Source organism: Bradyrhizobium arachidis, from assembly GCF_015291705.1.
GTDB lineage: Bacteria > Pseudomonadota > Alphaproteobacteria > Rhizobiales > Xanthobacteraceae > Bradyrhizobium > Bradyrhizobium arachidis.
In genome coordinates, this window is sequence record NZ_CP030050.1 from 6,040,428 (window position 1) to 6,060,652 (window position 20,225).

Consider the following 20,225-nt stretch of genomic DNA (forward strand, 5'->3'; position numbering starts at 1 on the left):
AAGTCAGGGGTCCCGGTTCTGCGCAGCTCTCTCCCCGTCATTGCGAGGAGCCCTTGCGACAAAGCAATCCAGGCTGCCGCCGCGGTGGGATTCTGGATTGCCTCGCTTCGCTCGCAATGACGAGGAGAGAAAGGCGGCCCTACTTCAACCCGAACCACAACGTCGCGATACCGAGGAAGGAGAAGAACCCGACCACGTCGGTCACCGTGGTGACGAACGTGCCCGACGCCACCGCCGGATCGGCCCGGACACGTTCGAGCGCCATCGGGATCAGGATGCCGCCGAGCGCGCCGGCAACGAGGTTGCAGATGATGGCGAGCCCGATGACGATGCCAAGGCCCGGGATCTTGAACCAAGCCACCGCGGCGATGCCCGTGATCACGGCAAAGGCGAGGCCGTTGACGAGGCCGACCAGGGTCTCACGCATGATCACGCGCCAGGCATTGGAGGAGCCGAGCTCGCGCGTCGCCAGCGCCCGCACCGCGACCGTCATGGTCTGGGTCGCGGCATTGCCGCCCTGGCTCGCCACGATCGGCGCCAGCACGGCGAGCGCGACCATCTTCTCCAGCTGGCCCTCGAACAGGCCAAGCACCGAGGACGCCAGGAACGCGGTGGCGAGGTTGACCAGCAGCCAGTTGAAGCGGCCGCGCGCGATGGTCAGGAACGTGTCCGACAGCTCTTCGTCGCTGGTGACGCCGCCGAGCGCCTTGAGGTCCTCGTCGGCCTCTTCCTCGATGACGTCGACGACGTCGTCCACCGTAATGACGCCGACGAGGCGGTCCTGGGTGTCGAGCACGGGGGCTGCGACAAGATTGTACTTGCCGAACATGCGCGCCACCTCCTCCTGGTCCTCCAGGACGGAGACGCGGCGGCGGTCCTCATCGGTCAATTCGGTGAGCGGCACCGGGCGGCGCGCGCGCAAGAGCACGTCGAGCGGGACTGCGCCCTGCCAGTGCTGATCCTTGTCGACGACGTAGATCTCGTAGAAGCGATCGGGCAGATCCGGCGTCTCGCGCATGTAGTCGATCGCCTGCCCCACGGTGAAATCATGGGGCACCGCGATGAACTCGGTCTGCATGCGGCGGCCGGCGGAATTTTCCGGATAAAGCAGGCTGCGCTCGAGCGCGACGCGCTCCTGCAACGGCAGCTTTTCGAGGATCTCCTCCTGATCGGCCTCGTCGAGGGTCTCCAGCAGCTCGACCGCATCGTCGGATTCGAGCTCGCGGACGCCTTCGGCGACTGTTTCCGGCGGCAGCTCCTCGAGAATCTCCTCGCGCACGGCCTCGTCGACCTCGTTCAGCGCGGAGAAGTCGAAATCGCGGCCCGTGAGCTCGACCAGGCGGACGCGGTCGTCGGGCTCGAGCGCGCCGATCAGGTCGCCGAGATCGGCCTCGTGCAGCTCGGCGACGCAGGCGCGCAGCGCGGCGCTGTCGCCGGCCTCGATCGCATGGGCGATTTCCTCGACGAATTCGTGCCGGATTTCGCCGTCTTCATTGCGCATCGGCACGTGGTCGAGTACCGAGGCCTCGGCGGATGGAGCACCGTCCATATGTTCATCCATGGTGCGCCTCGCCGTTTGACAGGTTGGAACGTGTGATCTGAGCTGATGGTTCAGGCAATACCCACAAGGCAACTCCGAGCGCAATGACAAAGATGCTTCGACTGCGGTGGACCTCGATGTCGCTGGGCGTGGTCCTCGCGGCCCTCGGCGGCATCGCCTCTGCGGAGGCCGCCGACTGCCCGCGCAAGGATGCGCTCGGCACTTCGCGTGTCCTCAGCGTCGACGCCAAGACCACGCCGCGCGTCGGCGTGAAGAGCTTTCCGCAGACGTTGCCGCTTGCCGATCACGAGGTCGTGCTGACCTTCGACGACGGCCCGCATCCGCCGACGACGTCGAAGGTGCTGGCAGCGCTGGCGCAGGAATGCGTGCGCGCGACCTTCTTCCTGATCGGCCTGCACGCAGCCGAGCATCCTGAGATGGTCAAGCGCATCGCGCGCGAGGGCCACACCATCGGCCACCACACATGGTCGCATCCGTTCATGGCGCGGATCCCGTTCGAGAAGGCGAAGAGCGAGATCGACCGCGGGATTGCGGCCGGCGAGATGGCGCTGCACGGGGTCTCGACCACGACGCCCTCGACGCCGTTCTTCCGCTTTCCCTATTTCGAAGCGACGCAAGCCGAGCTCGACCTGCTCCAGTCGCGTGGCATCGTCGTGTTCGGCGCCGACCTCTGGGCCAGCGACTGGAACGAGATGACGCCGGAGCAGGAATTGAAGCTCATCACCGAGCGCCTCGCCGCTGCCGGCAAGGGCATCATCCTTTTCCACGATCCCAAGGCGCGCACGGCCGCGATCATGCCGGCCTTCCTGCGGTATCTGAGGGAGAACGGCTATCGCGTGGTTCACGTGGTCCCGGCGGGGACATCACAGAAGAACGCCGACGCGCGTTGATGCCGGAATGTCACGTCGGCGCAAAAAGGGGTGATTTGAGCCCTATTAACACTCTGTTCATGCTACGCCATGCAAAGATGGCTGGGGACTTGCGCCTGAACCGTTTCGGGGCGTCTCCGACCTACTAAGACGGCAATCTTATGAGGGCAGACCGAGTTTCATGATCGGACGTAGCGTTGTTTTCCGGACGCGATCGTGGGCCGTCCTTGGCGTAGTGTTGGGATTGCTGGGCACCGCCTCGCAGGCGGCGCTGGCGGCCGAATGCCCTGGGCATCCGGGCGCGCTCGGGACCTCACGCACCCTCGTGGTCGATCCGCGCGAGCATCCGCGCATCGGCACGATGCAGTACCGCGAGACGCTGCCGCTGAAGGACCACGAGGTCGTGCTAACCTTCGACGACGGTCCGCTGCCGAAATATTCCAACCAGGTGCTCCAGATCCTCGCCGACGAGTGCATCAAGGCGACCTTCTTCATCATCGGCCAGCAGGCCAAGGCGAACCCCGAAGGCGTGCGCAAGCTGGTGGCGGCGGGCCATACCGTCGCCACGCACAGCATGGACCATCCGCTGACCTTCGACCGGATGCCGGCCGAGAAATTCGAGCCCGAGATCAACGGCGGTATCCAGTGGACCTCGGCGGCGATGACCGATCCGACAAAGCTCGCGCCGTTCTTCCGCATTCCCGGCCTGATGCGCGCCGAGGGCGTCGAGAACTATCTGATCTCGCGCGGCATCCAGGTCTGGAGCGCCGACTTCCCGGCCGACGACTGGCGCCATGTGTCGTCCGATCGCGTCTACCAGCTCGCGATCCAGCGGCTGGAGGCCAAGGGCAAGGGCATTTTGCTGCTGCACGACATCCAGCCGCGCACGGTGGCGGCCCTGCCGAAGATCATCCGCGACCTCAAGGCGAAGGGCTATCGCATCGTGCACGTGGTGCCGGCGACTGCTGACCAGCCGGCGACGCCGACGACGGCAGTGGAATGGCTGCTGCATCCGCCGACCGAGACGACGCCGATCGCGCGCTGGCCGGCCGTTCCGACCTTCGTGTTCACGGAGACCAAGTCGCTGCCGGCGCCCTCGCTCGCCGATCTGAACGCGGAAGCCGCGCATCAGCCGCTGCTGCCGCGCCGGACCAGGGCCCAGATGGATGTCGCATCCACCCTCGCCGCGCCGGGCCGCGATCTGTTCGCGATCCCCGAGGGCTCGGTCGAGGTGCTGCTGTCGACGACCTTGTCGCGGCGCGCCGCGACGCGGCTGGCGATGGCGGCCGAGACGCCGCAGGCGGCCAAGGGCAAGGCCGCAAAGTCACGCGCGCCTCGAACCGCGCACGCCGCGCATGGCACGCTGAAGCATGCAGCGCAGGCAAAGGGCACCACGCCCCGCCCGACCCGCATTGCGACCGGCGTGAAGAAGCGCGCTTGAGTTGTCATTGCCGCATGATGGCGGCGACGCAGAGCAGCACGATCAGCGCCAGGAAGAACAGGTCCATATAGGACTTGAGCTCGCCGTCGCGCCGCAGCCGCGCGACGTCGGCGACGACCTGCTTGCGCGCGTTGGTTCCACCCGAGCCGTCGTTGATCGGCGCCTGGAGGCGGCGCGTCTCGGCCTCCAGCTTCTCAATCTTCTGGAAGAAGTAGAACGCGCGCAGCGTCGAGGCCGCGCGCATGGCGGAATAGACCAGCACCAGGATCGCCAGGATCGCCCGGTTCGGATACTTCTCCATGAAGTTCAGGCTGAAATAGACCACCGCCAGGAACGCGAAGTTCGTGACGAAGCGGTAGACGAAGCTGAGGAAGACCATGCTGGCTTGAGCCTTGAGGGGTGCGCAACCGGATCGGGTTGCGGGTACGGGATCAGGGAAACCCAGAGCGGAACAGCCGGCCTGGACGCCGTGCAGGTCCCTCTACGCCAACTTCGTTTCAAGAAAGATACCGCCGCGCCCGCAACTCGCCGCCTTTTAGCCACGCTCGGCCATAATGCAAGCTGGCGCCCGGCCGCCGGCAATGGAGATTTGGCCGAAGTCGCGATAGACTGGCAGCGCCACATGTGGGGTCTGCCGATGCCGAAGAAGGGAATCACGGGCCACGACGAATGGGTTCTGACCGAGGCGCTCGCGACCGCGCTGGTTGCGCTGGAGCAGCTCGAACCTAAGCACCAGCCGAACGCGCATATGGACGATCTTCGCAAGATGCTGGCGAACGGCAAAGAGCCGGCGGCGGTGAGCCTGCACCTCGCGCAGGCCAAATGCCGCCTGTTTCCCGACCTCGATCCGCTGGAGATCTACCGGGAATACGGCATCGGCGAGGAATATGGCTGAGGCCCGCACGCGGCGGCGCGGACGCATCGGCTGCGATTTCAAGCGGTTAAGGATGGAGCCTTACGGCCCGCCGGCAACCGATCCCGCGATCACCATGGCAAGCGCGGCAAGATCGATCCGGCCGTTGACGATCAGCTCCTCCGAGCCTTTCGCGTCGTCCCCACCCTCGACCTTCAGCGCCTGCGGCCGGTTGGCCGCCTGCCGTTCCAACTCGCCGATGATGGCTTCCTTGAGCTTCTCTTCCAGCATGGGCTTGTCCCTCAGGCCGCCATGGCGCGGCAGGATTGAGCGCAGGAGCGGCACATCGCGACGCACTCGTCCATGCCGCCGATCCGCTCGCAATCGGCGGCGCATTCGTCGCAGATTTCCGCGCATTCGCCGCAGGTGTGCCGGTGATGCGGCGTGTTGATCAGCACGAAATGCGCGGCCGTCCGGCACATTTCGGCGCAGGCCATCATCAGGCGGAAGTGTTTTGGCTCGACGTGCTTGCCGCCGGTCTCGAGGCAGTGGTTCATCGCCGTGCCGAGGCAGGTCTGGTAGCAGCTCATGCAGAGCGCGATGCAGCGGTTCATGTCTTCGGATTGAGCCATCCGGTCTCTCCAATTGCGCCTTCGATGCGGCCCTGCCCGCTCACGCTCAACCAAGGCGAGGCTTCGATCGTTCCTGCCGGCTGGCCGATTGTGAGATCCGGGGGAACCGCGCGGACGGCGCTAGCCGAAGCGCCGCGCGCGCACCGCGTGGAAGCGGGCATTGGTCTGCGGCTTGATGAACAGCGCCGCCACGCTCGGATGGCGCTTGCGGATCTCGGTCTCGATCGAGACTACGCATTGCTCGATGTCGTCGGCGCGCTTGTCGTCGGCAAACTCGACGCTCAGGGCCGCCACCACCTCGGCCGGCGACAGCTGCACCGTCAACAGGCCGTTGGCCCGCAGCACGCCGGGCGAGTGGCTTGCGATGTCGAGGATGGCGCGCGCAAGCTCGGGATCGGCGGGCTCGCCGATCAGGAGGCTCTTGCTCTCACGGGCAAGGCCGATCGAGGCGATCGTCAGCAACAGCCCGATCAGGATGGAGCCGACGCCGTCCCAGACCGGCTGCGCCAGCCACACTGCGGCCGCAGTCGCTGCGGCGGCAATGACGATGCCGACCAGCGCCGCGCTGTCCTCGAGCAGCACCATGAAGGCCGGAGGATCCTTGCTGCGGACGAAGGCCTGATAATATCCGAACCGCCGGGCATCGGCGCTGAAGCGCCGCACCGCGACCAGCCAGGAGCCGCCTTCGAACAAGAACGACAGTCCGAGCACCACGAAGCTGACGGTGGGATCCTCGATCGGCTCGGGCGCGGCGACATGCATGATGCCCTGATACAGCGAGACGCCGGCCCCGAGCGCGAAGATCAGCAGCGCAACGATGAAGCTCCAGAAATACAGCTCGCGCCCATAGCCGAGCGGATGGGCTTCGTCGGGCGGCCGGCTCGCGCGACGGTAGCCATAGAGCAGCAGGATCTCGTTGGTGGTGTCGACGATCGAATGCACGGCTTCGCTTGTCATCGCCGAGCTTCCTGTCCAAGCCGCCGCGCCGATCTTGGTGATCGCGACGAGGATGTTGCCGAACAACGCCGCGTAGACCGAGGTCTTGGTGGATGATCCTGCCGTCATGTTCGCCGATGTCGGGGCCCCGCTTCTCATGCCAGCCGCCGCGGCAGACTGCTGTGGATGGTGCAGGCGGCGATTGCGGCGTGGCCGAACGCGACCGAGATCTGGTGCAGGTCGGTGACGACGTCGCCGATGCCGTAGAGACCTCCGGCCGACGTGCGTTGATGGTCATCGACTTTCAGGTAACCGTCGGCGGTATGCTCTGCGCCGAGCGACACCGCGAGCTTTGAGCGCACCTCTGCGCCCATGACGGGATAGACCATGTCGAATTGCGCCGTGCTTTCGTCCGCAAACACGGCTTCGATCCTGTCCGCCGCGCGTCTCAAGCGCAGGTCGGGCGCGAACACCACCTCGACACCGGCCTCGGCCAGCCGCGACATCGCGGCCTCGTCGTCACCCTGCCCGGTTGCGAGCAGCGTCACATCGGGCGAGTAGCCGCGCAGGAACAGCGCCTTGCCGGCGGCACGCCCGAGCGGGCCGACACCGACGCGGCGGCCGATCGCCTCGAAGGCGTCGCAGACCGGACAATAGCGCAACAGCCCGTCCGCGACGGCCACGCGCCATTCGTCGAACGGCGGATGGGTGTCGACGATGCCGCTGGCGAGGACGACCGTAGCGGCCTCATGCGCGCCGCCGCGCCAGCTCGCCTGAAAGCCGTGCGCGAGCCGCTGCAATGCGGTGACCTCGGCCTCGACGCGCGTGACGGCGAGCTCGTCCAGCTGCGCCGACATGCGCGCGATCAGCTCGGCGCCGGACAGGCCGTGCACGAAGCCCGGCACGTTATGACTGCGCGGGATCAGCGCCGCCCGGCTCGCGCCGGTGTCCGCGATACAGACGCGGCGGCGAAAGCGCGCCAGATAGATCGCGGCCATCATGCCGGCCGGGCCGCCTCCGACGATCAGGCAATCGATCGGTTGTGCACCGGTCATTTGGGATTCGGATCCTGAAGACCCGCGCCGGGCTCCTCAAGGCGCCCGCTCCGCGCCAGCTTGACGGCGTCGCCGAGCGCGCGCGCCGCATTCATGACCTCCTGCTGAAATTCGCTGTTCTCGTCGAGCTCGTGGTGCGAGGTGGCGTATTGGTCCATGTAGCCGATATAGCCGTCGAGCTCGGCGAAGCGGCCCGCGGAGATCAGGTGCATGTCGGTGAGCCAGTCGGACAGGGCCCGGCGCACGCCCTCGGCGCCGACGGCATCGCCGTGAACCACGAGGCCAAAGTGACGGCCGGCGAGATGGCGCGGATACGGCCAGCCCTTCAGCTCGATCGCCTTGGCTTCCTTGGCCGTCTTGCCGTGGGTCGAGGTCGGATCGGGATTGCCGCCGTCGGCGCAGACCATGCGGTCCATCATCGCCTTGAGCCCGGACGGCACGTGATACCAGTTCACGGGCGTCACGATCAGGATGCCGTGCGCCGCGACCCAGAGCGGATAGATCTCGTTCATCCAGTCGCTGGTCTGTCCCAGCGAATAGTTCGGATAGCAGCTGCACGGCCAGTGGCAGAGCGGCATCGCGGTCGAGACGCAGGACTTGCAGGGATGGATGGTCTTGCCGAATTCGGAAGCAAGGCGCGACAGATCGAGGATGTCGACGGCGAAGCCCATCTCGACGAAGACCGGCTCGGCCAGCTTCACGAGGCGCCAGGTCTTGGACATCTCGCCCGGACAGGTGTGCTCGCTGCGCGCCGAGCCGTTGATGATCAGGATGCGCGGCGTCTCGCTCGCATCGTCATGCCGCCGCTGCGCCGCCAGCAGCGCGACGCGCGCATCCAGCCAGTCGAGGGCGATGTCGTAGTCGGGATCGGCAAATCCGGGGCCGGCCTTGCGCGTCAGCGGTGCCTTGCGCGAATGGCTGTAGGCGTCCCAGGCGGCACTGACGATGGCATCCAGCTCGCGCCCGAGCGGCGCAAAGGCGGGATCGATGAACTGGCTCTTGTAACGGTGCTCGAACTCCTCGCGCGACAGCTTGACGGGCGGCATTCCCTTGCGAACGTCGGCTTCCGTCATGCTGGCTCCCTCGCGAAGTCGGTCTCATGCGACCAACCCGGGGCGCCGTGCGCGGTTCCGCTCCACTCTACTGGTGAACGGCCTCCTGCGGCAGATCGAATTGCGCAATCCGCTGGTCCAGCCGCCACAGCTCGATGCGGTGGACCAGCACGAGCGCCGCGGCCTCGCGCTTGGCCTGCTCGTCATTGTCGCAGACGAGATTGATGCAGCCGAACACATGCCCGTCCGGATCGATCTGGAAGGCGCGATAATGCTTGATGCTCCGCATGATCATTCTCCTCGTCTTGGGTAGACGGGCGCGCTGAGCCAGTCTGTCAGGTTTGAGGTCACCTCGTTCTGCTTGGCGCGTCGCAGCAATATCTCGCGCTCCTTGCCGGGCGGCAGACTGCGCGCGCGCTCGCGGGCGTTTTCGGCGAATGCGGTCAACCTCTCCTGAAGCGATTGGGTCTGTTTCCTGCGGTTGCGTTTGGCGGTCATTTGGGCTTTCGCGGATGATTTCGGATCGAGGGAAATAGGCCCCGGCGGGGGATCGGGCGCCGGGGCCCAAGTATCTGTCAGTTGCCTGCCGGCCAGGGGCGGCCCAGTCCGGCAGCGTCAGTAGCTTCCGCCCCGGCAACGGGTTCCAGCATTTCAATAAGTTAACGCTGGGTGATTTTGCGCAAGGCGCGTGCGCACTGCGGCACCGGTTCGTCGACAGCGTGAATATGCGCGGCGAGAGGCGGTGCATTGCGAGACCGAATACGCCGGAACCGAAATGCTGATTCGCTGGTTCATGAAGGACCTGAAGGAGGATCATCATGGCGAAAGCAGCATGGAAGCGGCCGGGCTCACCGATCGGCCGCAAGGGACCACGCAAGGCAAATCCCGCGTACAAGCGGCGCGCGCGCCAGCCGTGGACGCCTGCGGACGTGAGCAAGTTGAAGCAGCTCGCGAAGGGAAACACGCCGACGGGCGCGATGAGCGTCAAGCTTCAGCGTCCGGTCGCGGCCATTCGCAGCAAGGCGCAACGCGAGGGGATTTCGTTGAGGCCGACCAACCGCTCACCCTATAACAGGCGAACCAAAGCGGCGAAGCGGCGTTGACCGGAGGCACCGCCGGGTGACAACCGGACGCAACGGGGACGATGGACGTGGTGCTCATTTTTCCGGTTTCTGCCCACGACATCAGCGCATCGGTACGCGCCGACATCTGACCCGTTCCCGGCGCGTGCAGCTCGCACTTCATGCGCGTCTGCACGCGCCCGGATCGCCGTCTAGTTCGGCGGCTGCAAGCCGGGCGAGCGCAGCCATTCGCTCATCTGAGACCCCGTCTCCGCCTGGCGTGCCTTGCGCAACATCTCGTCGCGCGCGGCCCCGGGCGGAAGCGTTTTGGCTTGCTCGCGCAGCCGCTCCGCTTCGGCAGCCAAGCGCGTCTCCAGCAAGTCGGTTTGTCTATATCGACGCCGTGTCAGCATGAGGCGTTCTCCCTGACCATGAGGCAGAGCGCGTCGTTGCGTTCCGGTCACAGGGTGGTTGCCAAAGCCGGATCGGCATGGCGAGCCATCAACGTCCCACACACCAAACGGTTGCTCGGGTTCCGCGAGTTGTCCGTCTCGGCCCTCAATCAGGTTCGTCTGTTCGATTGTCGCGATGGGCCTTGATCTCCGAGCGCGCCATCGCGCTATCCATCACCGCAAGTCGCGCAGCAGCCAAGGTCCGGTCGTGCTGCTCCGTCACCTGCCGGTGCTGGTCGCGGAGAACGCGGCTTGCTTCGATGGCGCGGGTCGCGCGGGCAAAGAGTGCGTTTTGCATTGCCCATCATAGGAGCAGCAGCCGTATCCCGCCTTTGCGTAAGTTACTCAAACGACGTCATTGGCTCAAAACTCTCGCGTTCGCCTAACCTGGATCAAGATTGGGGATTAGGCACGCCGCCTTTCGAACATAAATCGATCAACTGCGCCGATAGAGTTGCAGGTAGCTCGGCGAGAACAGCGCTGCGTCCTTGAGCGCGCCGAGATCGTTGATGGTCAGCGTGCGGTCGCGCAGCACGATCAGGCCGGAGGCGCGCAGTTCCTGCACGGTGCGATTGAGATGGACCACCGACAGCCCGGTGGCGTCGGCGAGATCCATCTGCGTGATCGGCATGATGCAGGAATTGCCGTCGATCATGCCGACGGGGCGAAGCCGCTCGAAGATCTCGCAGAACAGATGCGCCACACGCTCCAGCGCAATGCGACGGCCGAGGTTGATCGCCCATTCGCGCTGGATGGCAGTGTTGATGAGGGTTTCGCACAAGAACGCGTCCGCGAGCGAGCGATCGCCCGCCACCAGACTCTCGAACCGCGCGCGCTTGATTTCGGCATAGATCGCCGGCGTCAACGTCGCGATGGAATGGTCCATCACCGACAGCAGGAACGCGTGCGCATCGCAGCTCTCGCCGGGGAAGATGAAATTGACGATCTGGCGCCTTCCGTCCTCGAGTGTCTTGTAGCGGCAGAGCCAGCCCGACAGCACGATGCGGACGCTGTCGACGGGATCGCCCTCCGAGATCAGGTCCTCGCCGGCCCCGGCGCGTTGCAGGCCTTCGAGCATGGCATATTCGAGCAATGCGCGGGCCTCAGTCGACAACGGCCTCAGCGCGCTCAGCCGGCGAACCACCGGCTCCACCAGGCTTCGATCGGAGGTCGACAGAGTCATCAGCCAGCCACCACGGGTGTGTGGAATGCGCGCTTGCTGAGGGGAATCATGATCGTGCATTGCAACCCGGCCGGATTGAATGCCATCGTGGTTTGCCCCTTGAACTCGAACGCCAGCGTGCGTTCCAAAAGCTCGGTGCCGAAACCCTTGCGCGGCGGCGGCGTGACCCTTGGCCCGCCGCGCTCGCGCCATTCGAACACGAGCTCCGCCGGCTCCGTGCTCTCGTCGAGGCGCCAACTGATTTCAATGCGCCCGGCCGGCTGGCTCAAGGCGCCGTATTTCAGCGCGTTGGTCGCGAGCTCGTGGATCGCGAGCGCGAAGGTCTCCGCGGCCTTGGGCTGGAAGCGCACCTTGGGGCCGGAGACGCGCATCTGCTCGCCTTCGCGAGCGTTGTAGGCGAGCAGCTCCTCTACCACGAGATATTCGAGGTCGACGCCGCCTTCGGGATCGCGGGTCACCAGCGCCTGGGTGCGGGCGAATGCGTTGAGCCTGCCGTCGAGATGGGAGGCATATTCTTCGACGGTGGTGCTGGAATCGGCCGAGCGGCGGGCGATCGAGCGCACCACGCCGAGCGTGTTGCGGACGCGGTGCTGAAGCTCGGCCAGCAGCAGGCGCTGCCGCTCCTCGGCGCGGGTGATCGCGGTGACGTCGATGAAGGTGATGACGACGCCGGCGATGAAATTGTCGATGCTGCGATAGGGCAGGATGCGCACGATGTAGCGCGTGCCGCTGTCGGGCGCGCTCAGCTCGCGCTCGGCGGCGGCGAGCGTGCGCAGCACGCGACGGACGTCGTCGTAGAGCTCCTCGATCGGGATGCGCGCCTTGATATGGGCGATCGGGCGGCCGGTGTCGGTCTCGACGAGATGCAGCACCTGCGTGATCGCCGGCGTGAAGTTCATCACGCGCAGATCGTTGTCGAGGAACACGGTCGCGATCTGCGTGCTCTCGAGGAAGTTCTTGAGGTCGCTGGTGGCGCGCGTCAGCTCCTGGACGCGGTGCGCCAGCTCGCCGTTGACGGTGGTCAGCTCCTCGTTGACCGACTGCAACTCCTCGCGCGAGGTCTCGAGCTCCTCATTGGCCGATTGCAGCTCCTCATTGAGCGACTGGTATTCCTCGTTGGAGGATTTGAGCTCCTCGTTGGTGCTTTCGAGCTCCTCGATGGTCGCCTGGAGGCGCTCGCGCGTCGCGCGCAGCTCGCTTTCGAGACGCTCGACATGCTCGGTGCGCACCAGCACGTTGGGATTGCCCTGGTTCGCCTCCATCGTGCGAACCGGGCCGTCCTTGAACAGGACGACGAAGTTGCGCTGGCTGCCTGCGCCCTCCTGGATCGGCTCGACGGTGATGTCGACCAGGACGCGGTGGCCGTTGACGCCGAGCTGCACCTGCTCGGCATGGGCCGGCTCGCCCGTCTCCGCCGCGCGGCTGAGTGCGGTGCGCAGCTCGAGCCTGAGATCGCGATGCACGAGTTGCAGGAGGTCGAGCGTGGCGGCGCCCGCCGTCGGCTCGATGTAACGGCCCGTCCGTCCGGAGAAATGCAGGATCTGGAAATTGTCGTCGGTGATGACGTAGGCGGGCGCATAGCGCTCCGCGATCCGCTGCGCGCGGCGTTCCAGGCCGACGTCGGGCCCAAACGAGCGCACCGGCGGCACTTCGACCGGCGCCCTGCCCGCCGCGGTCGTGATCGGAAATTCCGGCGGCAGCCGCGTTCCGGTCTCGAGCTTCTTGAAGATGCGGGCACGGCGGTCGACCGGCGCGAACAGCTTTGGATGCCGCGTCACGTTCTCGGAATTGCCGAGGAACAGATAGCGGTCCGGCAGCAGTGCGAAGTGGAACAGGGGGATCACCCGGTTCTGCAATTCGGCATTGAGGTAGATCAGCAGGTTGCGGCAGGAGACGATGTCGAGCTTGGAGAACGGCGCGTCCTTGATGACGTTGTGCTGCGAGAAGATGCACATCTCGCGCAGCTCCTTGACCACGCAATAGGTGTCGCCCTCGCGCACGAACCAGCGCGCCAGGCGCTCGCCGGTCATGTCGGCCTCGATGTTGATGCGGTAGCGGCCGACGCGCGCGGCGGCGAGCGCACGGCCATCGATGTCAGTGGCGAAGATCTGCACCTGCGGCGCGGAGTCCATCCGGGCCATGTGCTCACGCAGCAGGATGCCGATCGAATAGGCCTCTTCCCCCGTGGCGCAGCCGAGCACCCAGACGCGCACCTGCTGGCCCGCGGCCTTGCCCTCGAAGATCCTCGGAATGATCTGGCTCTCAAGCACCTCGAACTCGCGCTTGTCGCGGAAGAACTCGGTGACGCCGATCAGGAGATCGTTGAAGAGGTTTTGGGCTTCGTCCTTGTCGTTGCGCAGGAGATCGACATAGGCGGAAATCTCGTCGATCTGGACCACTTGCATGCGCCGCTGCACGCGGCGCAGGAAGGTGTTCTGCTTGTAGCCGTGGAAATCATTCCCGGTCTTGTTGCGCAGGATGTCCGCGATGCGCGACAGCGAGGTCGCGGCCGCGGCGAGCACCTCGTCGAAACCCTGCTTCTCGTCCAGGCGCCGCAGATGTCGAGCGTAGACCTGGATATGTTCCGGGATGTCCTCGGGCGACAGCACGTAATCGGCGATGGCGGCGGGTCTATTGCTGTCGTGCAGCTGGTCGGCCTCTTCCTGGCTCACGACTTTCTCGGCGATGGCGAGGCCGCCGTGATCCTTCAGGGTCGCGGTGCCGAGCGTGCCGTCGCCGCCGGTGCCGGCGAGAATGACGCCGATGGACTGCTCGGCGCGCTCCTCCGCCAGCGACACCAGGAAGCTGTCGATGGTGGCACGCTCGCCGGGCGCCTGCTCGGCCTTGCGGATCGCGAACCGCTCACCCTGGATCGTAGTGATCATCGCCGGCGGGCACAGGTAGATGGTGCCGCCCTCGATCGCATGGCCATCGCCGATATCGGCGACCTTGCTGCCGTTGGAGTCCTGAACGATCCGGCGCAGCCGGGCTTCGTCGAAAGCCTCGTGATGCTGAAGGGCCAGCACAATGGCCTGATCCGTGCCCACGCTGAGCTTGGCGAAAAAACGTTCGATGCTGTCCAGCGCGGCGGGCGAGGCACCGACGCCGATGATCAGCGGGGACTTGATCTGACGCTCTCCCTCGACCGGCTGGTCGCCGATTTCATTCATGGCTCTGGCAGCTTTCGTTCACCGACCGGAACCAACAGGGACCGGCCCCTGCAAATAGCAGAAATCGATATTACCCCAACAGATCAAAGGCCAAAATGTCCCGAAGTGTTACTCACGCCCGTACCAGGCGTGGTCGGTCGGTTCCAGCCCGAAAGCCCGGGCGTGCCCGGCTTGGCAAAAGCCGCAATGCAACGAAAACGGCCGAGGTTGGAGCGCCGGATACGCAGCCAGGGCAGCGGCCTTCAGTTGCCCAGATCGACCTCGCGCTGGAGATATGCCACGCGCTCCTCGATCAGCGTCCGGTGACGCTCCCACTCGACCAGCGTCTCCTTGAGCAGTTGCACCAGCCGCTCCGCCTGACGGGTGTCGTGGCCGCCGGCCATGAGTTCAAGCACGCGTTCTTCCTGATCGCGGATGCGCTGCCAGCCTTCCTCGATGTCGTGGTCGGCCTTCACCAGGAGGCTCTGCTCGGCATTGAGCTGCGCGGTGCGTTCGGCAGGGGAGATGGCCATGGCAAAGCCTTCACGCCTCCCGCTTGCGAACGGGAGGATCGAGCGATTTTAGCACGACGCGCCGGATCATGTCGGCATATTCGCGGTATTCGGCAGCCCTCACCTCGTACATCTCCGCGACAGCGGCCCGCCCGGCACGCCGGCCCTCGGCCGCCATGCGCTGCACCAGTTCCGCCCGCTCCTCGATGATACGCAGCGCGACCCGCAAGGCTTCATCCACCCGCCCTTCCTGCTCCTTAGCGAGCGTATCGGCGGTGAAGCCATGCCCGACCTGGCAGCGGAAACGCGTCGGACGGGCATCCTTGACCTGGGACAGGACGCCGCCACAGGCCGGGCAGGTCAGCGCGACTGGATCGGCCATCACCATCAGGCTGTCGCTGCCGATCCGTTCGCCGGCGGCAATCTCGACCTCGAGCCTGATCTCGGGCGGGATCGGCAGAGCGGCGCCGGCCTGCTCCCTAACGAGTTCGGACAGAACGTCTCCCATACCGGCGCCGGGAAAACAGAGATCGATGGTGGTCGCCTCCATCGCGCGCCGCGGCATCTCGTCGGCGATGGCGTCCGCGGGATCCTGGACCACGGTCATCCCGCCGCAGCGCTTAATGGCGTTGAGGCCGGCGACGCCATCGGAGAGAAGGCCGCTCAGGAGCACCCCGATGACCCGCGGCCCGTGGTTGAGGGCCGCGGAGCGGAACAAGGCGTCGATCGCCGGACGAACCATGTTCTCACGCGGGCCGCGGCCGAGGAAGACGCGATCCTCAGCGAGCAGCAGATGATGGTCGGGCGCGGCCAGATAGATCCGACCCGGCTCGATCTTCATACCGTTCTCGGCCTGCCGGACCGGAAGCGGGCCGGCATTGCTGGCGACGGTCGAGAGGATGCCGATACCTTGGGCCGGAATGTGCAGGACGACGAAGACGGCGGCGGGTAGGTCCGCGGGCAGACCACCCAAGATTTGCTTCAACGGTTGGGTGGCTCCGGCGGAGCCCCCGATGACAATGATGTCTCGGTTGCGCATGGAACCGGCCTCCGTTTGCATCGTTTGCACCAAGGCGGGCCACCGTCTTATGTTCCTATGGGCTCGAAGCGAATGCCGGAGGCACCATGGCGGTATCGCCGACATCGTCACGTCAACGCGCGCAACTGAGTGGGCGGCGCATTTTCGTGGTCGAGGACGAATATTTTCTCGCCGACGACATCAGCAATACGTTCCGCGCGCTCGGCGCGGAGATCGCCGGTCCCGTCGGTCACCTCGAGGACGCGCTCAAGATCCTGCACGACGGCAGCGTCCTGGATGCCGCCGTGCTCGACGTTAACATCCGCAGCGAGATGATCTTCCCGATCGCGCGCGAGCTGAAGGCACGCAACGTGCCCTTCCTGTTCACCACGGGATACGACAAGATCACCCTCGGTCCGGAATTCCAGGACGTGCCGCTGCTGGAAAAACCGATCGATCTTCCGGCGATGGCGCGGAAGCTGGCCGCGCTCATCGCCGATCCGCAGGCCTGACACGCAACGAGGCGTCTTGCTTTGCACTTCTCAACGCGCAAGGAGCCGTCGATGATCTATGTACCGGACTCTCCCCTCGACCGAAAACTCCTGAGCCATTCGCACGACCTGGTTCGCGAGGCCATGGCACTGCTGCGCAGGAGCGACCATCTGGTCAGCGGGCAGCGTCTGCGCGACGAATTGGAGCAGGAGCGCCGCAACGCGGCGCGCCGCGACAGGCAGAGAACCGCACGAGACCGCTGAGTTCAGAGGTTTGCGGGATCAGAACAGATGCGCGAAAGCGAGCCAGACGGTCACCGCCAGGCACAGGAGAACCGCAGCATAGGGCAGCGCGACGCGCAAGACAGGCCTCCCCGCTCAGCTCACCATCATCCAAACGATTGCCACCAGCATCACTACAAAACCCGTGATGGCGGTTGCCACGAACGCCTGTTCGACGCGATCCATTGCCATCGCAGCCCCTCTTCCAGCCAGGGCAGTCTGATCGCTTACGAGCCCCGGCGCATTAGGGTATGTGAATCGACGCCCTCCATCTGTTTGGCCGCGCGGAATTTGCCGCATCGCTGCGCGGAAATTGCAGCGCCCTGGCCTTACGACTTGGCCGTGCCCGGCTCGGCCATCTTGCGATGCTGCTTGGCCAGCATCTCGTTCGTCGTGACGTTCGCCACCGTGGTCTGGATCTTGTTCTTGAGCCCCGTGACGATATCCGCGTCGCGCAAATGGCACTGGCAAGGCCATGGCCGCCTGCTGATGTCGACACATCCGGACCGACCGCCCGCGCCGCTGCCGGACGCCACCACCCTGCTCCAGGGCAATGAAGGGGTGATCATCGGGCTCGAGACCGGTAATCACCGCAGGAACCATCGGCGCATCAGCGAGTCTCATCAACGCTTCCGGCGTCCCCCCGCTTCCGGAAGCGTACTAGACCGCAGCCCCGGCGCTCGCCCCCCCTTCACGCGCCGGGGCTAGCGGCGTGAGCCTGGAGGCAGGCCATATCGGAGGCAGCTCATGGGCAAGACCAAGGGTCTTCGCGAGCGGATCGTCGGCAGGGCCAGGCAAGCCGTCGGCGAGCTCATCGGCGATCAGGATCTCCACGACGACGGGAAGGCGCAAGCCGAGCGCGGCCGCGACGAGCAGGGCCAGCCGAGCGAGCTCAATCCGCTGAAGAAGCTCAAGCAGCTCACGTGAATCGCCGTGCAGCCGGCTATCTCCCTTCAACACACTGGCGAGAGCACCTCATTACTCTCCATACGTCGGCGGCATTCACGCTGGATCGCCGCTGCCGCGCTCGGCCTCATCAGCAGCAGCTTCTCGACCATCATCAGCCAGCTCTTCGCCGCCCGGATCGGCCGCGATGCCGCGGTCGACTGGATGACGGTCGCGGCCATTCCGGCGCGCGACTGGGCAATCAGCTCCGAGCCGTCGTGGAGCGCGATCCTCGCCGGCATCGCCTTTCACCAATGGGCGGATTTTTCCTGGGCGCTGGTCTTCTTCGGCGCGCTCGGGCGCTGGACCGCCGATTTGCGGCCGCTGACGATCCTGCTGCTCGCGCTGCCCTGGGCGGTGTTCTCCTCGGCCATGGAATGGTTCGTGCTGGTGCCGCTGTTTCCGTTCTGGCAGCCCTTGTTCACTCTGCAACAGCCCTACTGGATCGGCCTGCTCGTCCACGGCTCATCCGCCGTGATGTATCCCCTGTTCGCGTGGCTGCGCTGGATGCCGGGCGACGCACCGGCACGAGACGTGCGCTTCACCAATGCCTGGGTCACCGGCGCGGTTGCCGCGATTGCAGTGCTCGGCACGATCGCGCTGCTCGGCAGCATCGGCTACGAGTTGCCGTGGATGGGCCGCGACAAGGATGCCGACCAGGCCTATCTCCGCCACATGACGACGCATCACACGCAGGGTATCGAGCTCGCGCAGAGCGGCGCCGAACGCGCCCGCGACCCGCATCTGCGCAAGCTCGCGATGCTGATGGTCGCAAGCCAGTCCGGTGAGAACAGGATTTTCGAGACCTGGTGGCTGAGCTGGTTCGACACGGACATGCCGGATTGCAGCACGGACGAACGTGCCGCCATGCCGGGCTTCCTGACGCCGAACGAGATGCGGCAGGTCAAGACCGCGCCGGCGGACCAGTTCGACGCGTTGTTCGTCGCAGCGATGAGCAAGCATCACAGAGGCGCGGTCAGGATGGCTGACCAGATGTGGCACAGCCGCGGTGATCTGCGCCTGCGCATCATGGCTCATGCCATTCGCCACGAGCAGCAGGGCGAGATCGCGCTCATGCAAGGCGTGAGTGGCGTTGCCGCCGTCATCACCGCCTTCCGCAACATGCTCGGCGACAACGTCAATTGAACGCTGGGAACCTTGGTTCGGCGAGCCGATTGACGAACACAGTTCCCTGACCTCACGCGATCATGCGACATGGCTGCTCCCGGCCCATTCGTCGACGCAAACGTATCAAAGGTTAATGCTTTCCGCCGTCCATCTCGGCCAAAGTCCGACGCGGGCGGCGGGCCATCGGACATCGCATGCAAGTAGGATTGCTTACTCGAGGCTCGCCGATCGTCTGGCGAGCCTTGCCGACCTGACCGCCGACGATCTCGACCTTCTCGCGAACATGCCGAGCGGCATTGCGCATGTCGGCGCGCATCAGGCCATTCTTCGCCATGGCGACGAGACGACCCAATGCTGCCTGCTGCTCCAGGGCTATTTGTCCTGGCAGAATCCGGAAAGCGCGGATGGGCAGATCACATCGATTTGCGTTGCCGGCGACATCGCCAACCTGCACACGCTCCATCGCCCGCGCGTCGACGGCAATCTGATTGCGCTCGGCCCCGCGATCGTCGCCCTCGTGCCGCATCGCTTCTTTCGCGAGTTGGCGGCGCGTTCGCCGGCGATGGCGCACGCCCTGCTGCTGATGCTGCTGGCAGATCACGCGATCCAGCGCAACTGGACCGTCAACCTCGGCAGCCGCGATGCGTTGACGCGCGTGGCGCATCTGCTCTGCGAGATCACCACACGTTTGCAAACCGTCGGCCTTGCCAGGGATTTCAAGCTGTCCTCGCCGTTCACCCAATCCGACATCGCGGCCGCTTGCAGCATGTCCCCGGTGCACGCCAATCGCACCATCCAAGAGCTTCGCCGCTGTAACTTGCTGCAATGGCAAGGCAAGACCATGACGATCACGGATTGGCCCGGCCTGGTCCGGCTTGCCGGCTTCGACCCGGCCTATCTGAGCATGCGATCCGGGGAGAGCGATCCGCGGCCGGCGCGACCGAGAGCGGTGCCGGCCGACGTTGCGCTCGCATGAGCTGGTTCGATTCGTGCATTCTACGCGCGCCAGAACTCCGCCAGCTCTTCGGCGGTCACGAGATCCACCTGGCCGTGAAAGCGGGTGCGGTACATCGTCATCAGCGCATCGTGTCCGACGTCGGATGAGCTGCACAGCGCGTCCTCGACGATGACGACCCTGAAACCGAGATCGACCGCGCTAAGGACCGTCGACAGAACGCAGACATCCGTCTCTGCCCCGGTGATGACGACCGCGCCGACGTGCTTTTCGACCAACAGGGTCGCAAGACCGGGATTGCTGAACGCCGAATAGGCCGGCTTGTCGATGACGACGGCCGGCGGAACGAACCGGCCGAGCGCCGGCACCAGCTCGAGCGCGGATAGCGGCAGGTGCCGGCGCGTAGCCTCGCGCCAACGGTGAAAATAGCTCTGCCATTGTCCGGGCCGATCTTCCGGACCCTGCGGCGTGATGAAGCGCGTGAAGATCGTCCTGGCCTGGTAGCGCGAAGCGATGGCGGCAATCGTCGGCAACACCCGTTCCATCCACGGCGTCGCCCACAGCCCGCCGGGCGCGAAAATATTCTGCATGTCGATGCAGAGGTGAACGGCGTTCGTGATATCGGCGACTTTCGACGTGCTGTCCCTCAT

The 20,225-nt window shown here is 65.5% G+C and carries 25 protein-coding genes and 1 pseudogene; 9 read left to right on the forward strand and 17 right to left on the reverse strand.

Annotated features, from left to right (window positions below):
- Positions 1-139: 139 nt before the first annotated feature.
- A complete protein-coding gene (gene mgtE, locus WN72_RS28260; protein ID WP_027559711.1) occupies positions 140-1,561 on the reverse strand; it encodes a magnesium transporter in 1,422 nt (473 codons plus the stop codon).
- A 116-nt stretch (positions 1,562-1,677) separates the two neighbouring features.
- Here mgtE and WN72_RS28265 point away from each other — a divergent pair, with 116 nt between their 5' ends.
- Both WN72_RS28265 and WN72_RS28270 read left to right on the forward strand, forming a co-directional pair.
- Positions 1,678-2,451, forward strand: coding sequence for a polysaccharide deacetylase family protein (locus tag WN72_RS28265; protein WP_027559712.1), 774 nt, complete (start codon positions 1,678-1,680; stop codon positions 2,449-2,451).
- 160 nt (positions 2,452-2,611) lie between these two features.
- Positions 2,612-3,871, forward strand: a complete 1,260-nt coding sequence (locus WN72_RS28270; RefSeq protein ID WP_092217317.1) for a polysaccharide deacetylase family protein — start codon at positions 2,612-2,614, stop codon at positions 3,869-3,871.
- Positions 3,872-3,875: 4 nt separating this feature from the next.
- Here WN72_RS28270 and WN72_RS28275 read toward each other — a convergent pair whose 3' ends face one another.
- Positions 3,876-4,250, reverse strand: a complete 375-nt coding sequence (locus WN72_RS28275; RefSeq protein ID WP_027559714.1) for a hypothetical protein — start codon at positions 4,248-4,250, stop codon at positions 3,876-3,878.
- 258 nt (positions 4,251-4,508) lie between these two features.
- Between WN72_RS28275 and WN72_RS28280 the strand changes: the two genes are divergently transcribed.
- Positions 4,509-4,766, forward strand: coding sequence for a hypothetical protein (locus WN72_RS28280; RefSeq protein WP_181411698.1), 258 nt, complete (start codon positions 4,509-4,511; stop codon positions 4,764-4,766).
- A gap of 60 nt (positions 4,767-4,826) precedes the next feature.
- Here the strand turns inward: WN72_RS28280 and WN72_RS28285 are convergent, their stop codons facing one another.
- The 7 genes from WN72_RS28285 to WN72_RS28315 all read right to left on the reverse strand — a co-directional run bounded on the left by WN72_RS28285 (position 4,827) and on the right by WN72_RS28315 (position 8,897).
- Positions 4,827-5,015 (reverse strand): hypothetical protein, encoded by a 189-nt coding sequence (locus WN72_RS28285; RefSeq protein WP_092217400.1) that lies wholly within the window; start codon positions 5,013-5,015, stop codon positions 4,827-4,829.
- A gap of 11 nt (positions 5,016-5,026) precedes the next feature.
- Positions 5,027-5,356, reverse strand: a complete 330-nt coding sequence (locus WN72_RS28290; RefSeq protein ID WP_092217318.1) for a four-helix bundle copper-binding protein — start codon at positions 5,354-5,356, stop codon at positions 5,027-5,029.
- 120 nt (positions 5,357-5,476) lie between these two features.
- Entirely contained in the window at positions 5,477-6,421 is a 945-nt protein-coding gene (locus WN72_RS28295; RefSeq protein WP_092217319.1) for a cation diffusion facilitator family transporter, read from the reverse strand.
- 26 nt (positions 6,422-6,447) lie between these two features.
- Positions 6,448-7,347, reverse strand: coding sequence for an NAD(P)/FAD-dependent oxidoreductase (locus WN72_RS28300; RefSeq protein WP_092217320.1), 900 nt, complete (start codon positions 7,345-7,347; stop codon positions 6,448-6,450).
- On the reverse strand, positions 7,344-8,420 hold the full coding sequence (locus WN72_RS28305) for a flavodoxin family protein (protein ID WP_092217321.1): 1,077 nt from the start codon (positions 8,418-8,420) through the stop codon (positions 7,344-7,346). The genes WN72_RS28300 and WN72_RS28305 overlap by 4 nt, the downstream gene beginning before the upstream one ends.
- Positions 8,421-8,487: 67 nt before the next feature.
- Positions 8,488-8,688: a hypothetical protein gene (locus tag WN72_RS28310; RefSeq protein WP_027559721.1), complete on the reverse strand. Its 201-nt coding sequence runs from the start codon at positions 8,686-8,688 to the stop codon at positions 8,488-8,490.
- Positions 8,689-8,690: 2 nt separating this feature from the next.
- Positions 8,691-8,897 carry a hypothetical protein gene (locus tag WN72_RS28315; protein ID WP_092217322.1) on the reverse strand — a complete coding sequence of 69 codons (207 nt, stop codon included), beginning with the start codon at positions 8,895-8,897 and terminating at the stop codon, positions 8,691-8,693.
- Between the two features lie 277 nt (positions 8,898-9,174).
- Between WN72_RS28315 and WN72_RS28320 the strand changes: the two genes are divergently transcribed.
- Positions 9,175-9,471, forward strand: a complete 297-nt coding sequence (locus WN72_RS28320) for a hypothetical protein (protein WP_167380935.1) — start codon at positions 9,175-9,177, stop codon at positions 9,469-9,471.
- Positions 9,472-9,672: 201 nt separating this feature from the next.
- Here WN72_RS28320 and WN72_RS28325 read toward each other — a convergent pair whose 3' ends face one another.
- The 6 genes from WN72_RS28325 to WN72_RS28350 form a co-directional block, all read right to left on the reverse strand.
- Positions 9,673-9,873, reverse strand: a complete 201-nt coding sequence (locus WN72_RS28325) for a hypothetical protein (protein WP_092217324.1) — start codon at positions 9,871-9,873, stop codon at positions 9,673-9,675.
- Between the two features lie 145 nt (positions 9,874-10,018).
- Complete coding sequence (locus tag WN72_RS28330) at positions 10,019-10,210, reverse strand: hypothetical protein (protein WP_027559725.1); 192 nt, start codon at positions 10,208-10,210, stop codon at positions 10,019-10,021.
- A 138-nt stretch (positions 10,211-10,348) separates the two neighbouring features.
- Positions 10,349-11,095, reverse strand: a complete 747-nt coding sequence (locus WN72_RS28335) for a Crp/Fnr family transcriptional regulator (RefSeq protein WP_027559726.1) — start codon at positions 11,093-11,095, stop codon at positions 10,349-10,351.
- Positions 11,095-14,265, reverse strand: a complete 3,171-nt coding sequence (locus WN72_RS28340) for a CheR family methyltransferase (RefSeq protein ID WP_092217325.1) — start codon at positions 14,263-14,265, stop codon at positions 11,095-11,097. The genes WN72_RS28335 and WN72_RS28340 overlap by 1 nt, the downstream gene beginning before the upstream one ends.
- Before the next feature lie 242 nt (positions 14,266-14,507).
- Positions 14,508-14,777 carry a hypothetical protein gene (locus WN72_RS28345; RefSeq protein ID WP_027559728.1) on the reverse strand — a complete coding sequence of 90 codons (270 nt, stop codon included), beginning with the start codon at positions 14,775-14,777 and terminating at the stop codon, positions 14,508-14,510.
- Positions 14,778-14,787: 10 nt separating this feature from the next.
- The gene (locus WN72_RS28350) at positions 14,788-15,795 is read right to left on the reverse strand and encodes a chemotaxis protein CheB (RefSeq protein WP_027559729.1); all 1,008 of its coding nucleotides are present in this window, start codon (positions 15,793-15,795) and stop codon (positions 14,788-14,790) included.
- Positions 15,796-15,881: 86 nt separating this feature from the next.
- Between WN72_RS28350 and WN72_RS28355 the strand changes: the two genes are divergently transcribed.
- The gene (locus WN72_RS28355; protein ID WP_092217326.1) at positions 15,882-16,286 is read left to right on the forward strand and encodes a response regulator; all 405 of its coding nucleotides are present in this window, start codon (positions 15,882-15,884) and stop codon (positions 16,284-16,286) included.
- 51 nt (positions 16,287-16,337) lie between these two features.
- The gene (locus WN72_RS28360; RefSeq protein ID WP_027559731.1) at positions 16,338-16,529 is read left to right on the forward strand and encodes a hypothetical protein; all 192 of its coding nucleotides are present in this window, start codon (positions 16,338-16,340) and stop codon (positions 16,527-16,529) included.
- A 347-nt stretch (positions 16,530-16,876) separates the two neighbouring features.
- Here WN72_RS28360 and WN72_RS28365 read toward each other — a convergent pair.
- A pseudogene (locus WN72_RS28365) lies at positions 16,877-16,999 on the reverse strand (SDR family NAD(P)-dependent oxidoreductase); the annotation flags it as partial.
- Between the two features lie 295 nt (positions 17,000-17,294).
- Here WN72_RS28365 and WN72_RS28370 point away from each other — a divergent pair.
- The 3 genes from WN72_RS28370 to WN72_RS28380 all read left to right on the forward strand — a co-directional run bounded on the left by WN72_RS28370 (position 17,295) and on the right by WN72_RS28380 (position 19,596).
- Complete coding sequence (locus WN72_RS28370; RefSeq protein WP_027559732.1) at positions 17,295-17,474, forward strand: hypothetical protein; 180 nt, start codon at positions 17,295-17,297, stop codon at positions 17,472-17,474.
- Positions 17,475-17,480: 6 nt separating this feature from the next.
- Positions 17,481-18,638 carry a DUF305 domain-containing protein gene (locus WN72_RS28375; protein ID WP_084334353.1) on the forward strand — a complete coding sequence of 386 codons (1,158 nt, stop codon included), beginning with the start codon at positions 17,481-17,483 and terminating at the stop codon, positions 18,636-18,638.
- Between the two features lie 115 nt (positions 18,639-18,753).
- Positions 18,754-19,596: a Crp/Fnr family transcriptional regulator gene (locus WN72_RS28380; protein ID WP_092217328.1), complete on the forward strand. Its 843-nt coding sequence runs from the start codon at positions 18,754-18,756 to the stop codon at positions 19,594-19,596.
- 20 nt (positions 19,597-19,616) lie between these two features.
- On the opposite strand, the gene WN72_RS28385 is transcribed toward WN72_RS28380, so the two are convergent.
- Positions 19,617-20,225: a cysteine hydrolase family protein gene (locus WN72_RS28385; protein ID WP_092217329.1), complete on the reverse strand. Its 609-nt coding sequence runs from the start codon at positions 20,223-20,225 to the stop codon at positions 19,617-19,619.

Excerpts from the sequence above, each read along its gene's own strand:
- mgtE (WP_027559711.1), bottom strand. The coding sequence starts at position 1,561 with ATGGATGAACATATGGACGGTGCTCCATCCGCCGAGGCCTCGGTACTC.
- WN72_RS28270 (WP_092217317.1), top strand. The coding sequence starts at position 2,612 with ATGATCGGACGTAGCGTTGTTTTCCGGACGCGATCGTGGGCCGTCCTT.
- WN72_RS28380 (WP_092217328.1), top strand. The coding sequence starts at position 18,754 with ATGCTTTCCGCCGTCCATCTCGGCCAAAGTCCGACGCGGGCGGCGGGC.
- WN72_RS28345 (WP_027559728.1), bottom strand. The coding sequence starts at position 14,777 with ATGGCCATCTCCCCTGCCGAACGCACCGCGCAGCTCAATGCCGAGCAG.
- WN72_RS28265 (WP_027559712.1), top strand. The coding sequence starts at position 1,678 with ATGTCGCTGGGCGTGGTCCTCGCGGCCCTCGGCGGCATCGCCTCTGCG.
- WN72_RS28305 (WP_092217321.1), bottom strand. The coding sequence starts at position 8,420 with ATGACGGAAGCCGACGTTCGCAAGGGAATGCCGCCCGTCAAGCTGTCG.
- WN72_RS28325 (WP_092217324.1), bottom strand. The coding sequence starts at position 9,873 with ATGCTGACACGGCGTCGATATAGACAAACCGACTTGCTGGAGACGCGC.
- WN72_RS28370 (WP_027559732.1), top strand. The coding sequence starts at position 17,295 with ATGGGCAAGACCAAGGGTCTTCGCGAGCGGATCGTCGGCAGGGCCAGG.
- WN72_RS28385 (WP_092217329.1), bottom strand. The coding sequence starts at position 20,225 with ATGAGGGACAGCACGTCGAAAGTCGCCGATATCACGAACGCCGTTCAC.
- WN72_RS28280 (WP_181411698.1), top strand. The coding sequence starts at position 4,509 with ATGCCGAAGAAGGGAATCACGGGCCACGACGAATGGGTTCTGACCGAG.
- WN72_RS28285 (WP_092217400.1), bottom strand. The coding sequence starts at position 5,015 with ATGCTGGAAGAGAAGCTCAAGGAAGCCATCATCGGCGAGTTGGAACGG.
- WN72_RS28310 (WP_027559721.1), bottom strand. The coding sequence starts at position 8,688 with ATGCGGAGCATCAAGCATTATCGCGCCTTCCAGATCGATCCGGACGGG.
- WN72_RS28340 (WP_092217325.1), bottom strand. The coding sequence starts at position 14,265 with ATGAATGAAATCGGCGACCAGCCGGTCGAGGGAGAGCGTCAGATCAAG.
- WN72_RS28295 (WP_092217319.1), bottom strand. The coding sequence starts at position 6,421 with ATGACGGCAGGATCATCCACCAAGACCTCGGTCTACGCGGCGTTGTTC.
- WN72_RS28355 (WP_092217326.1), top strand. The coding sequence starts at position 15,882 with ATGGCGGTATCGCCGACATCGTCACGTCAACGCGCGCAACTGAGTGGG.
- WN72_RS28335 (WP_027559726.1), bottom strand. The coding sequence starts at position 11,095 with ATGACTCTGTCGACCTCCGATCGAAGCCTGGTGGAGCCGGTGGTTCGC.
- WN72_RS28300 (WP_092217320.1), bottom strand. The coding sequence starts at position 7,347 with ATGACCGGTGCACAACCGATCGATTGCCTGATCGTCGGAGGCGGCCCG.
- WN72_RS28360 (WP_027559731.1), top strand. The coding sequence starts at position 16,338 with ATGATCTATGTACCGGACTCTCCCCTCGACCGAAAACTCCTGAGCCAT.
- WN72_RS28275 (WP_027559714.1), bottom strand. The coding sequence starts at position 4,250 with ATGGTCTTCCTCAGCTTCGTCTACCGCTTCGTCACGAACTTCGCGTTC.
- WN72_RS28290 (WP_092217318.1), bottom strand. The coding sequence starts at position 5,356 with ATGGCTCAATCCGAAGACATGAACCGCTGCATCGCGCTCTGCATGAGC.
- WN72_RS28320 (WP_167380935.1), top strand. The coding sequence starts at position 9,175 with ATGCTGATTCGCTGGTTCATGAAGGACCTGAAGGAGGATCATCATGGC.
- WN72_RS28350 (WP_027559729.1), bottom strand. The coding sequence starts at position 15,795 with ATGCGCAACCGAGACATCATTGTCATCGGGGGCTCCGCCGGAGCCACC.
- WN72_RS28315 (WP_092217322.1), bottom strand. The coding sequence starts at position 8,897 with ATGACCGCCAAACGCAACCGCAGGAAACAGACCCAATCGCTTCAGGAG.
- WN72_RS28330 (WP_027559725.1), bottom strand. The coding sequence starts at position 10,210 with ATGCAAAACGCACTCTTTGCCCGCGCGACCCGCGCCATCGAAGCAAGC.